The sequence below is a fragment of the Lewinella sp. LCG006 genome (assembly GCF_040784935.1).
GTDB lineage: Bacteria > Bacteroidota > Bacteroidia > Chitinophagales > Saprospiraceae > Lewinella.
Map to the genome: position 1 here is coordinate 6,956,495 of NZ_CP160680.1, position 16,347 is coordinate 6,972,841.

At 50.7% G+C, this 16,347-nt stretch carries 14 protein-coding genes; 13 read left to right on the forward strand and 1 reads right to left on the reverse strand.

The annotated features are described in order from the left end of the window. The first annotated feature begins 3 nt into the window (after nt 1–3). The 13 genes from AB0L18_RS25580 to AB0L18_RS25640 all read left to right on the forward strand — a co-directional run bounded on the left by AB0L18_RS25580 (nt 4) and on the right by AB0L18_RS25640 (nt 15,221). On the forward strand, nt 4–1,194 hold the full coding sequence (locus AB0L18_RS25580; protein WP_367390164.1) for a hypothetical protein: 1,191 nt from the start codon (nt 4–6) through the stop codon (nt 1,192–1,194). Nucleotides 1,195–1,197: 3 nt separating this feature from the next. Continuing rightward, nucleotides 1,198–3,216 carry a beta strand repeat-containing protein gene (locus tag AB0L18_RS25585; protein ID WP_367390165.1) on the forward strand — a complete coding sequence of 673 codons (2,019 nt, stop codon included), beginning with the start codon at nt 1,198–1,200 and terminating at the stop codon, nt 3,214–3,216. 32 nt (nt 3,217–3,248) lie between these two features. Continuing rightward, nucleotides 3,249–3,974 carry a hypothetical protein gene (locus AB0L18_RS25590; RefSeq protein ID WP_367390166.1) on the forward strand — a complete coding sequence of 242 codons (726 nt, stop codon included), beginning with the start codon at nt 3,249–3,251 and terminating at the stop codon, nt 3,972–3,974. Nucleotides 3,975–4,109: 135 nt separating this feature from the next. Then, on the forward strand, nt 4,110–4,688 hold the full coding sequence (locus tag AB0L18_RS25595) for a hypothetical protein (protein WP_367390167.1): 579 nt from the start codon (nt 4,110–4,112) through the stop codon (nt 4,686–4,688). After that, nucleotides 4,685–5,119, forward strand: a complete 435-nt coding sequence (locus tag AB0L18_RS25600) for a hypothetical protein (RefSeq protein ID WP_367390168.1) — start codon at nt 4,685–4,687, stop codon at nt 5,117–5,119. The genes AB0L18_RS25595 and AB0L18_RS25600 overlap by 4 nt, the downstream gene beginning before the upstream one ends. A gap of 29 nt (nt 5,120–5,148) precedes the next feature. Beyond that, a complete protein-coding gene (locus tag AB0L18_RS25605; RefSeq protein WP_367390169.1) occupies nt 5,149–5,352 on the forward strand; it encodes a hypothetical protein in 204 nt (67 codons plus the stop codon). A 20-nt stretch (nt 5,353–5,372) separates the two neighbouring features. Further along, nucleotides 5,373–7,001, forward strand: coding sequence for a S8 family serine peptidase (locus tag AB0L18_RS25610; protein WP_367390170.1), 1,629 nt, complete (start codon nt 5,373–5,375; stop codon nt 6,999–7,001). A 37-nt stretch (nt 7,002–7,038) separates the two neighbouring features. Further along, nucleotides 7,039–7,485, forward strand: coding sequence for a hypothetical protein (locus AB0L18_RS25615; RefSeq protein ID WP_367390171.1), 447 nt, complete (start codon nt 7,039–7,041; stop codon nt 7,483–7,485). Between the two features lie 70 nt (nt 7,486–7,555). After that, nucleotides 7,556–8,299: an N-6 DNA methylase gene (locus tag AB0L18_RS25620; RefSeq protein ID WP_367390172.1), complete on the forward strand. Its 744-nt coding sequence runs from the start codon at nt 7,556–7,558 to the stop codon at nt 8,297–8,299. A 3-nt stretch (nt 8,300–8,302) separates the two neighbouring features. Further along, entirely contained in the window at nt 8,303–8,512 is a 210-nt protein-coding gene (locus tag AB0L18_RS25625) for a hypothetical protein (protein ID WP_367390173.1), read from the forward strand. Between the two features lie 10 nt (nt 8,513–8,522). Next, nucleotides 8,523–13,037, forward strand: coding sequence for a helicase-related protein (locus tag AB0L18_RS25630; RefSeq protein WP_367390174.1), 4,515 nt, complete (start codon nt 8,523–8,525; stop codon nt 13,035–13,037). A gap of 1 nt (nt 13,038) precedes the next feature. Beyond that, on the forward strand, nt 13,039–14,142 hold the full coding sequence (locus AB0L18_RS25635) for a hypothetical protein (RefSeq protein WP_367390175.1): 1,104 nt from the start codon (nt 13,039–13,041) through the stop codon (nt 14,140–14,142). A 14-nt stretch (nt 14,143–14,156) separates the two neighbouring features. Continuing rightward, the gene (locus AB0L18_RS25640) at nt 14,157–15,221 is read left to right on the forward strand and encodes a hypothetical protein (RefSeq protein WP_367390176.1); all 1,065 of its coding nucleotides are present in this window, start codon (nt 14,157–14,159) and stop codon (nt 15,219–15,221) included. Between the two features lie 57 nt (nt 15,222–15,278). Here AB0L18_RS25640 and AB0L18_RS25645 read toward each other — a convergent pair whose 3' ends face one another. Next, a complete protein-coding gene (locus AB0L18_RS25645; RefSeq protein WP_367390177.1) occupies nt 15,279–16,238 on the reverse strand; it encodes a hypothetical protein in 960 nt (319 codons plus the stop codon). Nucleotides 16,239–16,347: the final 109 nt, after the last annotated feature.

Consider the following 16,347-nt stretch of genomic DNA (forward strand, 5'->3'; position numbering starts at 1 on the left):
GCTATGCCTACTCTAAATGATTTGAACAACGTGAGGCTTCGTGGCCGCTTGATAGGTGCCTACGATCCTGAGTATTGGGTGGAAGGATTAACCAACCCGGTTCCTCAAAGTGAGCTGCTCACTTACATTCTGGACAACTTGGGCGGTGGTAGTACGGGAGGCGAAAACGACGTCACCGAAGCCGCTGGCGATCCTACTGGTGCGCCGGGAGCGGGTGAGCCCGCCATCTACCAAAACACCACCACCGGAGCGATCTTCGTCTGGGATGGTTCTCAGTGGAATGAAGTAGCAGGCAGCGGTGACGATGATATTACCGAAGGGACGGGTGTTCCTTCCGGCGCACCCGGTGCTGGTGAACCGCAGGTTTACCAAAATACCGTAAATGGCAACCTGTACGTCTGGAATGGCACCAATTGGGTACTTCTTGGCGGCGGCGAAAATGACATCACCGAAGGAGCTGGCACGCCTTCCGGAGCACCTGGTGCCGGGGAGCCGCAAGTCTACCAGGACACCACCAACGGCAACGTTTACACCTGGGATGGAACCCAGTGGAACATCATGGCCGTGGTGGCCAGCAATGGTCTGACCAAGACCGGCGCAGACATCGAACTGGGTGGTACGCTGGAGAAGAACACGACCATCAATACCGAAGCTTTCCAGTTTTTAATGAGCGGTAATGTTCCGCAAGGTGGCTCATTTCTGCAAACACTTTTCCGGCTTCGTCCAGCCCTGGCTGGCATTGACTTATTTACACGGGATGACGCTAATAGCAAAGAATCCAGCATAGGACTTTTGCCCGACAGTGTGATCATTGAGGTAGATGGAGTGAACAAAGGCTCAGTGGAGGCATCACAACTCAGCATGACGCAAATCACTTGGCAAGCGATTGTTAGCCTGGCCGGAAACATTGAAAATCGCCTCTACATGGATATTGCTAAAGTAGAAGTACTGGCAAAAAGGTTGGAATTCAAGATGGATTCGGCTCAGGGCGGAGCAGTGGGCCATGTACTTACCCTGGTTGATGTAGTTTCGGGCCGAGCAGAATGGCAACCGGCAACTGGTGGTGGGACTCTCCCCGTTTACGATTCCATTGCTGATGCCCTAGCCGCAGGCTTGTCCTCTGGAGATCGATTCAAACTTAGTCAGAACAACACCGAGGGCGGTGTTGCTGGAACAGTCATTGAACTCTTGTAAGCTATGAAACAATTCCTTTTTTTACTGTTGATTATTGCGGGATTTAACCCATTGTTCGCACAAACCGACATCCTTGGAGGTGGCGGCGAATGCAAAGTGGATGGTGATCCCGATTTGCACCCAACACTTGGAGATGCGAATGTAAATAACTGTTGGTTGACCGTCGATGTAACGACGGGTGATAAGTATTGGTACAATCCATTGGGATCGGTAGGTGATCGGTGGAACATTGTGCCTCCGGGAACGGATGATCAAATACTAATTCTTATCGGTACCACACTAAGTATCGAAGACGGTAACTCCGTTGATCTTTCGGCATTGCAAGACGGTACAGGAACAGATGACCAGAACCTTACGCTGACCGGTACCACGCTGGCCATCGAAGACGGCAATAGCGTCGACTTGGCCACGCTCGATACCGACGATCAAACCCTTTCCCTTTCGGGAACCGAGCTTACTATCTCGGAAGGTAATACCGTTGATTTGGGCGCCTTGTCAGGTGTAGACACCGACGATCAAAGCTTAACCCTCACCGGTACCACACTAAGTATCGAAGATGGCAACTCCGTTGATCTTTCGGCATTGCAAGACGGCACGGGAACGGATGATCAAAACCTTACGCTGACAGGAACTACGTTAGCCATCGAAGATGGGAATAGTGTTGATCTGGCCGCACTCAATACGGACGATCAAAACTTAACCCTTACGGGTACCACACTAAGTATTGAAGATGGCAACTCGGTTGATCTTTCCGCGCTACAAGACGGCACGGGAACGGATGACCAGAACCTTACGCTAACGGGCACCACGCTGGCCATCGAAGATGGTAACAGTGTCGATCTGACCGCACTCAATACGGACGATCAAAACTTAACCCTTACGGGTACCACACTAAGTATTGAAGATGGCAACTCGGTTGATCTTTCCGCGCTACAAGACGGTACGGGAACGGATGACCAGAACCTTACGCTAACGGGCACCACGCTGGCCATCGAAGATGGGAATAGTGTTGACCTGGCCGCACTCAACACGGACGATCAAAACTTAACCCTTACCGGTACCACACTAAGTATTGAAGATGGTAACTCGGTTGATCTTGCCGCATTGCAAGACGGAACGGGAACGGATGACCAGAACCTTACACTAACCGGCTCCACGCTGGCCATCGAAGACGGTAATAGCGTTGACCTGGCTGCACTCAACACGGACGATCAAAACTTAACCCTTACCGGTACCACACTGAGTATTGAAGATGGTAACTCGGTTGATCTTGCCGCATTGCAAGACGGAACGGGAACGGATGACCAAAACCTTACGCTGACGGGTACTACGTTGGCTATTGAGGACGGCAATAGTGTTGACCTGGCTGGGCTGAATACAGATAATCAGACTTTGTCACTTACTAGTAACACGCTCAGTATCTCAAATGGCAACTCTATAAGTCTGGGGAGTCTTCGGTCACAAGCAGAGTCTTTTAACAGTGGGCACAAAATAGCAGAGCATAGGAATGGTTTAGCTATTGTCGAATTCAACGAAACGATTACTGATATAGCCTTAACGGGAAACATCCTTAGCTACGACCGCGAAGACGGTACCACCACGGATGTAGATCTGAGTGGTATTGGCGGTGGAGGTACGGACGATCAGAACCTTACATTGACAGGGACGACACTTTCGATTGAGGACGGCAATAGCGTTGATCTTAGTGGCCTTGGTGGAGGGGGTGGTTCCAGTCTCCAGACATTTGTGGCTACCGCTGAGACTACAATTACTCCTACCTCGAGCTTTTTTCTCTATGGCTCGGGACTACCTGCGGAAGACTATACCGTGACGATTAATGACAGTGGGCTTCAAAACGGTGATACGTTCGATGTTACAGCCTCATCGGCTGCAATTGTAACTATTGATAGTCAAAACTATTCCTTTCGTCAGCTAGGGGGACAGGTGAACAATACCGTGACTTTAGATAATCAAGGTGCTCGATTCATATTGATCACGCCGATTTGGCATCGTATACATTGATCTATAAAGGACAGTATTAAAAAGACCTCGTAATGGGAAGAAAAATCGAAGGACAATCACTGGGAGCTTATCAAGGAACTATTCGTGTGGATGGCAAGGAATACGCTTATGCCCAAGCCTTACAATTGGCATTTGATGATCTTTCCAATTCAGAGGTAAGCATCCCACAATTGGATTTTCAGGTATCGTCTTTGTCAGAGGGCCTGGAAGTGTTTGCCTTTTGGCGTCCGCAAGGTTTCGACTTCCTGCAATACAATCCGGAAGTATGGCTCTACCGCTACAAACGCTCAACGCGAGTGGCTGAAGGCCGAACGATCAAGCGCAAGAAATTTGTCCACCCGGTTCACTTGTGGGGCGAAAAATACAGTGGCAGTAATCTGTATTCCGGGAGGCCTGATATTACCAATAAGAAACAGCATGAAGATGATCCCAAAGTACCCTTGCTCGATCCACCACGCCGCGAATCAGAATGGGATTGCCCTACTGCTCCTTTTGCAAAGCTGCTTTTAGAAACCGACTGGGACAAGTGGTTCCGAGAATTAAGGCCCGCAGGACATGGTACTTTACATCCCTACAATGCCGCAGAGAAAGAAATATTCCGCTTCGGGATCGTCATCGACAATCCCAACGAAGAGAACAATACCCGTTACCGAAAGCTCCACGGGCCGATGTCTAATTCCGAGTTGGTGATAACGAAGAATGAAGAAGGGCTAAGATGGTTCGTCAATGACGTTCCGTATAGCCGTCGTGGAACTTAGATGATGCCTAAGCGCAAGGGCGGCGTACCCTAAGAGGTCGCCATTCGTTGGCGATCTACCCTAAGAGGTCGTCCTTCGTGGACAACCTACCCTAAGGTGCCGCCCCTTGCACTTAGTGCGCTAAAAACAAGATGAATGACCACCTACACTATCCACGCAGGTCAAAAAAACTTTCGTCCCTACGAACCCATTTGGCCAATATGGAAACCCGGCGGTTTTTCAATATCCGGTAAATTCCTGCCAGGCGGCTGGTGCAGCGAGGAAGAATGGAGTTACAAGGACGAACAAGGAAATATCGTAGTCGACCGTGACATAGATGACTGGCAGAAAATAGGAGGCATTACCAATTTTTGGTCAGCGAACTCAAGTCAAACGGCAATGTTCGCTTTCTCCTTCGGGAAAGATTATGAAACCTACAAGATAACACCCTACACCAACCCCAAAAAAGGAAGGTTTATAGCTGGCAAACCGATCCTCGTTGAATCGAATGAAAGTTGGAAGCTGGATTGTGATTTTGAAGAAACACAAGCCATTTATCAGATGGCGAGTGAAGGCAGCAAGTCGCCCGTTCAAACACACTATTTCGACCCATTTTGGTTAGGTCGAAGAGTTGGCACTTTCGCCGCTGGAAAAAATAACAGTCCGGGCCCATACGGTGGTCGAGCAATCAAGAAAATGAGTATTGACATCGAATTTAAAATAACTAAACAATGAAACGTTTCCCTCTCTTTTTTACCATTATTTCCGCACTGGCGGCCTTTATCGGCATCTTCCGCGAGGACTTTGGCTCCGCTATCCAGCAAGCCGTTGAGCCGGTGGAAGTACAAACTTTCGCTGACCTAGCCACTCAAGCCGAAAGCCAGGGCAAAGTATTCATTTGCGACTACTCCGTACAAGCCGTGGAAGTCCGCTACGACACCCTCAAAATTGGCAACTTTCCGGCCCTGCCGACCACCGATCGCTACCACCAGGATAAGCCCTACATCGTCAAGTTTCCCGGCAAGAAAGGCCCACCGATCGCAACACTTTTACAGATCGTTCCTCCGCAGGAGAAAGGTGCAAAGGTGGTAGCCATTTCAAGCGTAGCACGCATAGATAAGACTTGCAAAATCTACGATTTCTTTCCTCCAGTGGAGGAGGAATAAACCCTTACCCCATGGAAAGCTCTCTGCACATGAAAACAAATATTACCGATGTCGCCTTGTTGGGGACTTCGATCACGGCGGGCTTTAGTGGTCTGCTCAACGACTACGGTGGCTTTATGGTCACCCTGGGGGGAGCCATCTTGTTGGGGGTGATCCGCTGGAATGAACACAAGGCCAATATGCGCCTAATGAAAATCAAGGAAGAACAGCTCCGCCGCGAGCTGGATAAATAACACTTTAAAAACGCGCTTGAATGAAAAAGCTATTTACGCTCCTGCTTTTTGCAATAGCCTCTTTTGTGCAGAGCTTTGCCCAGCCAGTGGCCGAAACGCCAGAGGCTTATGAAGCCCTCAAAACGTACTACGAAGAGTATGTACGTCTTCAACTCAATGAGTTTGACTTTACCATACCGGCCAATGAACGCATTTTGTTGGCTCCATCGGCTTATAGCCAGGCATCAGGCAACTGGGCGACCGATTGGCACGGCACGGCCAACAATGCTGCATGGATACGAGCCAATGCACAGCGAAAGATCGCCGTCTTTGTGCTCGATACCGGAGCCGGGTACACCAACAGCCGCATGAATGCCGCATGGTGGCGCGAGAAAGGACGCAGCTTCACTGGGGAGCAAAACACCATTGATGTTCAGTCGCATTCTACTCACGTCAGCTCTTCCATTGGTGGTGTTGATCCGAACAAACCCATTGGGCTGGCCGCTGAGCTGGTCAAAATGGGTCTACTGAAGATCATCCCTTATAAGGTACTCAACGATCAGGGCAGTGCCTACACCAGTTGGATTGTAGCGGGCATCGAGGCGGTGATCGCCGAAGCCATCGAACTACAAAAGCAAGGCTATTTCTGTATCATCAACCTCTCGTTGGGCGGACGTGGCCAAAGTGCGGCCATGGATGCCGTGATCCAAAAAGCCGAAGATGCCGGGATTCTAGTCTTTGCCGCAGCGGGTAATGGCGGGAGCCCCAATGTAGGCACGCCAGCCAATGGTCCCGGAGCCGTAGCAGTAGCCGCACATGATCGCAATGGCAAGAAAGCCAGCTTTTCCGACTATGGTAAAGAAATCGAAACCGCAGCGGCAGGCGTCCGCATCCTAGGGCTTTTGCCCAATGAAGGCGAAGGCGAATACGACGGTACCAGCATGGCCACCCCAACGGCGGCGGCTTGTGCGGCCATCATCGCCAGTACTCACCCGGAGCTGGACAGCGAAGGCGTCAAAGCCATTCTTTTTGACAAGGTCTACGACATTGACCCCGAAGGTTGGGACCAGTACACCGGCCATGGCTCCTTTGTCCTTGATCTTTTGATCAATGATCCTACGCCTCCGGATAACCCCGACGATCCAGATACACCCGACAAACCAGAACAACCAGAAGAGCCAGAATTTACCAGCACCTTGACCTACGAGGTCAATGGCGAAAAGATGTACTACCGCAGCCAATCCGAGCGCAAATTTGAAGCACTGGAATTGAATGACATGGTGGTCACCGTCTCCGGAAAAGGAAACACCGATCGCGTCTACGACCAAAACGATACTTGGACGAAGAACTATTTCAAGAATACACGCCTGATCATTCCCGATGACCCTACGTGGGGCCATTGCTTGACGACCTACTGGTCGGGCCAGTTCTACGAATACACCAGCCGCAACCAGGGCATTGGTGCCCAAGTTACCGCCGCAAAAGGTACCGACGAAGAAGGTCGAAACTGCCTTCAGTACACCTTTGATCGTGCCGAAACCGTTCAGATCACCAGCTTCACCAACGACAAAGGATTGACCATCCTGACCGCACAAACTGAACACGGCCAGGTGATGGCCATCCGTAAACCACAACGAAAAGGCTTTTTGCGGAGGATTTTCTCCCGCTAAGCCCTTCTCTCTTTTACTTTATCAAAACGCGTTTAACATGAAGACTTTATTGAAAAAAGTAGCGAAAAAAGTAGCATTGCTTTTCAGCCTGCTTCTCATCGGAGGAATGGTGTTTGCCCAAACGGGTGAATTGCCTCCGCTGCCTACGCCCGAAGATGGTGTAGACAAATACCTCCCCTGGGTAGATCTGCTCTACGGAGCCTTTGTCTTGATCGGTGGATGGCTTTCCGCCTTTATTCCCGGTTTCCGAAACATTCCGGATAAAGCCTGGCGAATTGCCGCCATTGCCCTGGTGGGTGCTGGTATCTTCCTGATCGGTGGTTGGTCCAATGGCCTCAGCTTGATCTTTGCCTATTTGATTGCCACCAAGGTCTACGAGCTATTCGTCAAACGCATCGCACCGACACCGGATACGCCTGGTGATATTGTCCGCAAAGAAAAACTGCTCAAAGCGAGCAAGCAAGAACTGAAGTCCGCAGCCTAGTTTTCGCATTTGATTATTGTTTGTTACAGCTTGCTGTCTTAGGGCAGCAAGCTGATTTTACAACTTATCCATGAGCAAGCAAGCCTACTCACTCAATCAGGAAATTGCCCGTTTTGTCCTCGATAAAGCTGCCAGTGGCGAGCCTTACACGCAGGAACAATTAGCCTACGTCAATCAGTACGTGGGCTTTGGTGGTATGTGGAATTACGACGAAGCCCTCACCAAAGAGCGGGGACTGTACGAGTATTACACCCCGGCAGAAGTCGTCGCCAAAATGGTGGGCCTGGCTTATCGCTACGGTTATCAATCGGGACCAGTCCTGGAGCCGAGCTGCGGTATTGGTCGCTTCCTCCACTATTTCGATCCGAAGGAGAAAGTCACCGGCATCGAGCTGGACGAAATCAGCTCCCTGATCGCTAAGGCCAACTTTCCCGCTTACAATATCCGCCATCAATCGTTCAACTCCCTTTTTGTCGATCGGCGCGGGAATAGCCAGGCGTATAAATCGGAATACCAACTGGTGATCGGCAATCCACCCTACGGCGACTTTGCCGGAAAAGGCACCCAAGTCGAAAAGCGGAGCACCAAGGCCAATACCTACGTGGACTACTTCATCACCCGTGGACTGGATTTGCTACTACCCGGAGGCTTGTTGATCTACATCATTCCTTCCGGTTTTCTGGATGGAAAAGAAACCGAAGTCAAGGCCAATATTTTGGCGAAAGCCGAGCTGTTGGATGCCTACCGGCTCCCCAAAAGCATTTTCACCCAAACCGACATTCAAACCGACATTGTCGTGTTCAAAAAGAAGTAAGCCATGGAACAATTAGCCGCCCTGCAAGCCATCATTCGCGAAGAAAGCGAGCAGTTGATCTGCCAAACGCACCCCGAAGTCTGTGCGCTTCGTGATGCCAATTATGCCCGCCTGGAAGAGCTGGTCATAGATCGACTACTGGGCAATGAGGAAGAAGAAATATCTGTCCAGACGGCACTTGCTGAGCTGGAACAGGAACTAGGTCACGTGTAAACTATCAGTTATGAGTACCTTAATTGGAAAGAACTATAAGGGTGTTGAAATTTACGAGAACCATGCCGGATGGCGCTACAAGAACGAAGCAGATGGATTAACCTACCAGAAAGTTCATACCAATTCACAAGGTGGTCGTCAGGTGCCAGTGAACCCTAATGATCCTGAATTTTTGGTTGTTGGTGAACCACGGGAAATTTTCTCTGGCGAATACTTTGTAGCATCTCCCGATAAGGTGCTCGGGGAAATAATCACCCATAACCCCAATACGGGCCGTGAGCTGACCGACCAATTCGGCAAGCCCAGGCCCGAAGTACGGGGCACAATGGCGGAGGCCATGGCCCGCATCAAGGCACCCGTAGCCAAACGCTACGATCACTTCTTTGATGCCACCGTGCTGCCCGTGCGTGCTCCGGAGAAGAAGACGGGCCGTATCGCTAAAGTCATTGCCCAGTCCAAAGCCGAAAATACAGCCAAACAAGATCGCGGCTATTCCTGCTCCACCAATCTGCAATGCCTGGAGGAAACGATTGAGAAATACAATCCCGGCATCAGCCGTGAAGAAATTGAGGTGTGGGTGACCTACCAGGCCGGTCAAGGGCTTTACGATCGCAGCGTCATCGACAACAACGAATGGGGCAAATACCTCATCGAGGAACCCAATTACCAAGCCTGGCACCAGGCCGGACTGGTAGCTTACGATGGCCAGGCCTACATCCCACAAGTGCTTTACTATTCCGGAAACATTTACGATAAGATCGTCGCTGCTAAAGCCAGCGAAGCGGCCATTGTCAGTGAAATTGGTGAAGAGGGCTACCGCGAGCAGCTCCAACGCCTGGAAGCCGCCAAGCCCAAAGCGCTTTACCTCACCGACGATGAAAGCCAAAAGCTTTTCCTCAGTCCTTTTGATAAAATCTGGCAGGACATTGAGATTACCGAACTGGCCGATGGCACCCAAGTCGATCCCAAGACCAGTATTAGTAGCATTTTCTATTCGGAATACCTGAAGAACCTATCCCGCGAAGAACTGACCCTGGAAAAGAAATCCACCACCGCCTGGGAGATTTACCAGTATTGGATCAAAAAAGAGCGCCGTCCACGGGGCAAAAACGATAGCGAATGGGCCAGCATCCGCCGCAATGTAACCCTGATCGGCAGCCACCACTTTGATCAGTTTTTGCTCAATAGCCTAACTGAGGAGGACAAGGCCAAGATCGCCTATTTGTGGAACCGCAAGTCGAACAACTACCAGGACATTGATTACTCGCGCATCCCGGTGGGCTTTCGTATGGGCACCATGTTCAAAGGAGGAAGCCTGTCTATCCGTCCAGCGCAGCGCGAAGGAGTCGCCTTTATGAATCACCGGGGCACCGGCATCGTCGCTTACGATGTGGGTGTAGGTAAGACCATGACGGCCATTTTGGGCATCAGCGATGGTTTTGAAAAAGGATTGTTCAAACGGCCTTTGGTGGTGGTGCCCCAAAAGGTCTACAACAAATGGATCGCGGAGATCATCGGGGTAAAAGCCGATAAGATCATCAAGCAAAAAGGTAAAGTCATTGCCAAGCCCGGAGACATCATCTCCGAAGGGATACTACCACACATTGAGATCAACGATTACGATAACCTGGGCGTCAACTTCATCAGTCGGGCCGTGGACGAAAACGGGGTGGCCAAAACGGTAGCGGAGTATTCCGTGACCATGGTGACTTACGAAGGTTTGATGAAAATTGGGTTCAACCCCAATACCGAAAAAGACCTGGCCGGTCGCCTCAAAGCCATGCTCTCCCAAGGTGAATCCGGACGAGCTGCGGCCATCGTCGAACAGAAAGCCGAAGAATGGGTGGATGCCGCCCTGGCCGAAACCGAGCTGGACATCGAGGAGATGGGCATTGATGCCATCATCGTGGATGAAACGCACAACTTCCGCAACCTCTTCATGGAGGTGAAAGGCGATGTGGGCGAAGACGGCGAGCGGGAAGCCAAGCACTTCTTCAGCGGTGGCAGTGGCCAGCCTTCCAGCCGGGCACTCAAGCTGTTTATGCTGAACGCCTACGTGCACGACAACAACAACCGCCGCAACACCTTTGGCCTGACGGCAACGCCCTTTACCAACCGCGCCACCGAGATTTACTCCATGATGGCCCACTACGATTACCAGGGGCTCAAAGACTTTGATGTGTACAACATCGCCCAATTTTGTAGCAAGTACATCGACGAAACGCTGGAAAGCACCTGGACGGCAGCGGGTAAGTTTGAGATCAATGCGGTGATACGAGGGTACAACAATCTACCGTCGTTGCAGTCGATGATCTTCCGCTCGATCAACTACAAGACCGGCGAAGAGGCCAATATTCAGCGTCCGGAGAAAGTGATCCTACCGCTGACCAACGATGAAAACGGCGTTCCCCTGGAAGCGCAGTACATGGTGGACACCAAGCTGACACCCTCCACCAAGCAGGAATATTGGCTCAAGCAAATCCAGCTCTTTGCCAGTAAAGACCGTAGTGTCAGAAGCGATAGCGTCCTTTCGGGCTTTTATCCCGAGGATGAGAAAGGCAATGTGCCTGGTCAGGTGCTTATCGCGCTGAATGCTTCGCGGACGGTAACGTTTTCACCTTACGCCTTGCGTTTGGGCGGGGATGCGCAGTCAGACCTGAGCAAAGTAACGCCCGAGGAATTTGTGGATGGCTCGCCCAAGATCAAGTACGTCTGTGAGTGCATACGCACCGTCAAGCAGTACCACGAAGCGCAGGGCACACCCGTTTCTGGCCAGATCATCTATGCCGATCGCGGTACCGAATGGTTTGGGCACATCAAGCAGTATTTGGTGGAGAACGTCGGTTATGCCGATAAGGAAGTGGCCATCTTTTACGGAAAAGTCAGCAAAGGTCGTCGGGAAACCATCAAGGAAGGATTTTTGGATGGGAAGATCAAGATCATCATCGGTTCTTCAACCATGCGCGAAGGCGTAGATCTGCAAAAGTTCGGCACCGTTCTGTACAACTGCTTTTTGGATTGGAACCCCACTGATCACCATCAGTTGATGGGCCGGATCTGGCGTTTTGGCAACAAGTTCAGCCACGTGCGCATCGTCGTGCCTTTGATGGAAAACAGTTCGGACATCTTCACCTGGCAAAAGCTCAGTGAAAAGATGAGTCGCTTGAATTCCATCTGGACCCGCAGCGGCAAGAGCAAGCTCTTCGAGGAAAAAGAACTCAACGCCGAAGAACTCAAGCGGGGACTGATCAATGACCCCGAGGAGATCGTCCGCTGGGAGTTGGAAGAACAGGCATCCGTGCTTCAGGGAGAATTTGAAATTGCGGTCAGCAACCGCGATGCCCTGGAGCAGGCCAAGGAGCTAAAGGACAAATTTGCCCGCCTGCAAACCAGGATAGAGGAACTGTTGGCCGAAATCACTACCCGTCCGGATGTGGAATACAGCACCACGCCCGAGCAGTTGGAAGGGCTGCAAGCCATGGAAAGCGGTGACATTCGAGCTGCTTACCGCAAACTCTACCGCTATGCCCAGCTGCAAGGCTACTACTCGCGCCTGGGTACCCGCTCGGTGATTGATGAACACAAAAAGTACGTCAAGCGCATCAAAAACATCGAAGACAAGCTGTTGGCCAAAGAACAGCTGACCATCTTCGATGACTTTACCGCCCTGATTGATCGCTATCATCAGCGGGCAAGTACCTTGTTGGCAGAAATCACCCATTTGAAGTCGCCGGAGCACAAGGAAACGCTGTTGGCCAAAGTGATCGAGGAAAAGGAAGCCGAAGCCGCTAACCGCCGCCCGGTATCCGAGCGGGTCAATGAATTTCAGCGATTGAACTACTTGCTGGACTGTCACCACAAAGTCCATACTTGTGACATCTACGGACGGGTGGAAGAGATCAGCTCCGGAAAAGCAGTGCCCACCATCAAGCAGCCGGAGCGCAAGCTGGAAACGGATACGGCTTTCAAGTACCAGTGGCCAGCTTTGCTGAAGAAGTTCATGCCCAAGGCACAGCAAGCCGCCGTGCGCGACATTTTGCGGGAAACAGAAAGTGCCGAAGGTTACGCCAAGACGGTACTAGATCCGCTGCATGAGCAGGTGAAATCCATTCCAAAGCTGTACGCGACCGAAAGTGTGCCCACCAGTGAGAAAATCATCTACGCTCACTTCTTTCAGGGCAGCTCCGATTGGTACATCGCTGAGTACGATCCCAAGGACAATTTGGCCTTTGGCTATGCTATTCTTGGCGGAGATGAATTGAATGCCGAGTGGGGCTATGTTTCGATAGACGAGATCAGCCAGTCCAGATTGGTGGAGCTCGACTTCTATTGGCAGCCAGTTCCGTTTGCAAGCCTGTTCGGAGAAAAAGAAGCACCAGCAATAGAAATCAAAGTCGATGAGGTACAAATTATCGAACAAGCCATTGAAGCCCTACAAGTGGCCATGGAGTTTTCCCAAGGCCCACAGCAAGTAGAACTGCAAGAAGCGATTGACGCGCTGAGCGTAGCCATTGAATTTTTATAACATGAACTGGAAAGAACAATTTGAGCAAGCCGTAAAGCGGCAATTGTGGTCTTCCGCCGAAGCGGTGTTGCGCAGTTTCTTCAGAACCGAAGTAGCTAATAAGCCCGAACGCCTGAAGGACTTATTTGCCATGCGGGCTCAGATCAAAGCTAAAAAGCACCGTTTTTTAGTGAGCGAGCTTTTTGCTGATGATGAGAAAACGGCGATTAAGGCATTTGGCAAATTGGGTGGTGATCTGCTGGAACTGCTCCCGGATAGCAACACTAGAAATCCCACCCAACTCAAGGATTTGGATTGGCAACCAAATAATCCAAGTCTGGCTAAACTGATGAGTCCTTTTGTGGGTACCGATCAACTCCGATTGAGAACCCTGGGGGCTACCTATGCTGATGACTACATCGCGGCAACCGATGCGTTTACTCTGCTGTATTATCCCCAAAACCCTACCAAAAACCGGGGGATCTATTGCCTCACGAAGAAGTGTTTCGAGATGGCCACCGGGGACAAGGTGATCATTACCCCCCACGATATTAAACAGATCATCCCGATGCTGGCGGATGGTCAGCAAGGATATACTTTGCCAACCTCACAGTGGTACCAGCTGATCAGTTTACTGGAAGACAATGGCTTTGACAGTTACTCGGGGAATTACCCCGTAGGCAAGTTTACGCACAATGGAGAGGATGTCTCTATCAATTTATCCTTACTCAAAAAAAGCATCAAGGCATTTTTACAACTGGGGCACGAAGAGGTGTTAATCTTCTTTTTCGGTGCTGAAAAAGCCGTGGTGATGCTCCCGAAAAAAGGGTTTGACCAGGCGGCCTACAATCAGTACCAGCAGTTGTTTACCCTCACGATGCCCGTCTTCAGCGAGACAGGGGATAAAGCGCCTTACCTGCTCAAATTTGATCTGAATAAAGGCACCTTTGGGATGGAGGCAAGCAAAACGCACGCTAAAATACCAGGGATGGACACCGCTAAAAACGATCCCCTCAAAGCCGCCATCGAGGCCCTGAAAACAGCCACCGAATTTGCCGAAGCATCCGCCAAAAAAGAACTCTCATCTGCCATCGAAGCCCTGCAAGTGGCTTTGGAATTTGCATAAAACTAAAACGCGCCATGACTAAAACAGAACTACAGGCGAAGATCGCCAAAATGGAAAAGGGATTGGAAAACCCCAATATTCAAGGAGCCGCTCGCGAAGCTTTGCAGCAATCCCTAAAGACCGCCAAAGCGCAGCTGGCCGGGATGTCGGAGCCGGAGCCATTGGTAGAAAAGCCAGTGAAAGAGCGTCCCGCAAAGAAGAAAGCAACCGCTACTAAAAAGTCGACACCAACCAAGACGGCGACCACCACTAAAACGAGCCCTCCAGCGAATAACACGCCGGAATACTCCTGGCAAAAAAAGACGGATCTAGCCGCGCTGCAAGCCGTCAACATGAGCTGCCAGCATTATCACCTCAAAATCGACCAGGCCACCAAGGTGAGTCTGAAACGAACTGGGAAAACCGCCATGGTCGTCACGGCCCAGCCTGGAGATCACATCATCTTCGATCACGAAGGTTATGCCGTCTACATCATGGAAGCGGGCAGCTTTGCGAAGAAGTGTACTACCGCTGCGGTAGAGCAACCAGCTGCCCAAAAAACAACGGAGGCCAAGCCTACGACCAAAAAGAAAGCAGCCAGTAAGCCGAAGGCTACGACCAAGAAAAAGACCACCCCCAAAGCCCCCAGCGACTACACCAAAGCCATCCAAAGCTTTGACAAAGAAGTAGACCACATCCGTACCACCTACAAAAAACCCGAGGCCGACCAGGAGCAGGTTAAGGAAGACCTTAAAGCCCTGGCCGCGAAGTCCGACCAGAAAAACTACACCGCTTACGTAGAGCGCAAAATCAAGTCCCTGGACAAAGACGGTGTGCGCATCACCAAGGAGGAGATTGTCCGGATTGGGATCGCGCTACGGCCATTGGTGCAATCGGTACGGGGAACTTTGCAAGATGCCCAAAACACCAACCGCAAGGTATTGGAGCCGACGCTGGATAATTTGGTACGGTGGGCGAAGTCGCCTGGAGGGTATGATCTGGCGGGGGTGGATGCTGATCCTGAGAAAAAGGCTACAGTGAAAGCTAAACTTAACACCAAAGAAAAGAAAGGTTTTTTGGAGTGGTTGTTTGCAGAATAGGACTTCGCAACGCCCTGTAATCGGGCGTTGCGAAGAACTCCGTTCAGCAAAGAATCACTACATTTTCTGAAATGGCAAACGATCTAATAGAGTACCATCCGTTGCGAGCAAGACCAGTAGATAACTTCCTGAAGGTAGACCACTAAGATCAAGTTGTTGTTCTATGGCACCATCTAGTTCGATTTGTTGATGCAGGCGGCCATCTGTCCCCCAGATATGGGCTTGAAGGTTCTGCGTATATAGATCAGGGCTGATAGCGAGGGTGGCTCGGTCGCTGATGATATTCGGCAGGAGTTGGCTAGGGGTAGTAACAGTCACTTCCTCGGTGGAAGTAAGAATGGTAAAACTGACATCATCGATCACGTAGGCATCAAAATCATCCCTGGGAAAAAAATTGATCCCGCCAAGTTGATTAGTGCCCGAAGTTTCATTGGCCTGCCAACTGAAAGGCCAGCTATAAACGGGAACATCATTGATCAATAAAGTAGCCTCATCGTTATCCAGATCAATGATGTGCCCCATTTTTGTCCACCCTCCCCGCATAATTGTGAAATACTCACGGGCTCCACCCAAAAGTACACTACAGTCTGTCATGCCATTGATCACGCCACCACTATGGCACTCGACCTCGAAGGCCCACTCTTCGCCGGGCGTTTCAAAATGCTGGAAGTTGTAGTACATACCATCAGCATCCTCAAAGTACATCTGGAAGCTCAGCTCGTAGCGCCCGCTCGTAAGATCCCCGAGTTTCAGAATGCAATCTACTGGCCCGCCATTGGGATAGAACATATTCCCTTTTATTTCCAGGCTATGAGTGCCAGAAAACGCAGGATCGTCCGTGACAAAGGGATCTTCCTGTCCTCCTTCGTTACCGCTCCAAGTCGTCCAACGCGCTGATTGCGGACCAATGCGATTGTAAGCGTAGGATTCAAAGTCATCAAAAAATAATGCTTGAGCATTGGCTTCCAGGAAACAAAACCCAAGTAAGGCAAAGCATAAGCGCGCGATGTTTTTCATGTTAAATAGTTGGTTTATGGTCAATTGAATTGTTGTTGGGGTTTTCAGAGCTATACCGACAAAATAGGTTCAGGTCAGCTTCGCAATGTCGGCAAAGCTGCCACTGCGC

Excerpts from the sequence above, each read along its gene's own strand:
- AB0L18_RS25630 (WP_367390174.1), top strand. The coding sequence starts at position 8,523 with ATGAGTACCTTAATTGGAAAGAACTATAAGGGTGTTGAAATTTACGAG.
- AB0L18_RS25585 (WP_367390165.1), top strand. The coding sequence starts at position 1,198 with ATGAAACAATTCCTTTTTTTACTGTTGATTATTGCGGGATTTAACCCA.
- AB0L18_RS25595 (WP_367390167.1), top strand. The coding sequence starts at position 4,110 with ATGACCACCTACACTATCCACGCAGGTCAAAAAAACTTTCGTCCCTAC.
- AB0L18_RS25645 (WP_367390177.1), bottom strand. The coding sequence starts at position 16,238 with ATGAAAAACATCGCGCGCTTATGCTTTGCCTTACTTGGGTTTTGTTTC.
- AB0L18_RS25620 (WP_367390172.1), top strand. The coding sequence starts at position 7,556 with ATGAGCAAGCAAGCCTACTCACTCAATCAGGAAATTGCCCGTTTTGTC.
- AB0L18_RS25635 (WP_367390175.1), top strand. The coding sequence starts at position 13,039 with ATGAACTGGAAAGAACAATTTGAGCAAGCCGTAAAGCGGCAATTGTGG.
- AB0L18_RS25590 (WP_367390166.1), top strand. The coding sequence starts at position 3,249 with ATGGGAAGAAAAATCGAAGGACAATCACTGGGAGCTTATCAAGGAACT.
- AB0L18_RS25640 (WP_367390176.1), top strand. The coding sequence starts at position 14,157 with ATGACTAAAACAGAACTACAGGCGAAGATCGCCAAAATGGAAAAGGGA.
- AB0L18_RS25600 (WP_367390168.1), top strand. The coding sequence starts at position 4,685 with ATGAAACGTTTCCCTCTCTTTTTTACCATTATTTCCGCACTGGCGGCC.
- AB0L18_RS25580 (WP_367390164.1), top strand. The coding sequence starts at position 4 with ATGCCTACTCTAAATGATTTGAACAACGTGAGGCTTCGTGGCCGCTTG.
- AB0L18_RS25615 (WP_367390171.1), top strand. The coding sequence starts at position 7,039 with ATGAAGACTTTATTGAAAAAAGTAGCGAAAAAAGTAGCATTGCTTTTC.
- AB0L18_RS25605 (WP_367390169.1), top strand. The coding sequence starts at position 5,149 with ATGAAAACAAATATTACCGATGTCGCCTTGTTGGGGACTTCGATCACG.
- AB0L18_RS25625 (WP_367390173.1), top strand. The coding sequence starts at position 8,303 with ATGGAACAATTAGCCGCCCTGCAAGCCATCATTCGCGAAGAAAGCGAG.
- AB0L18_RS25610 (WP_367390170.1), top strand. The coding sequence starts at position 5,373 with ATGAAAAAGCTATTTACGCTCCTGCTTTTTGCAATAGCCTCTTTTGTG.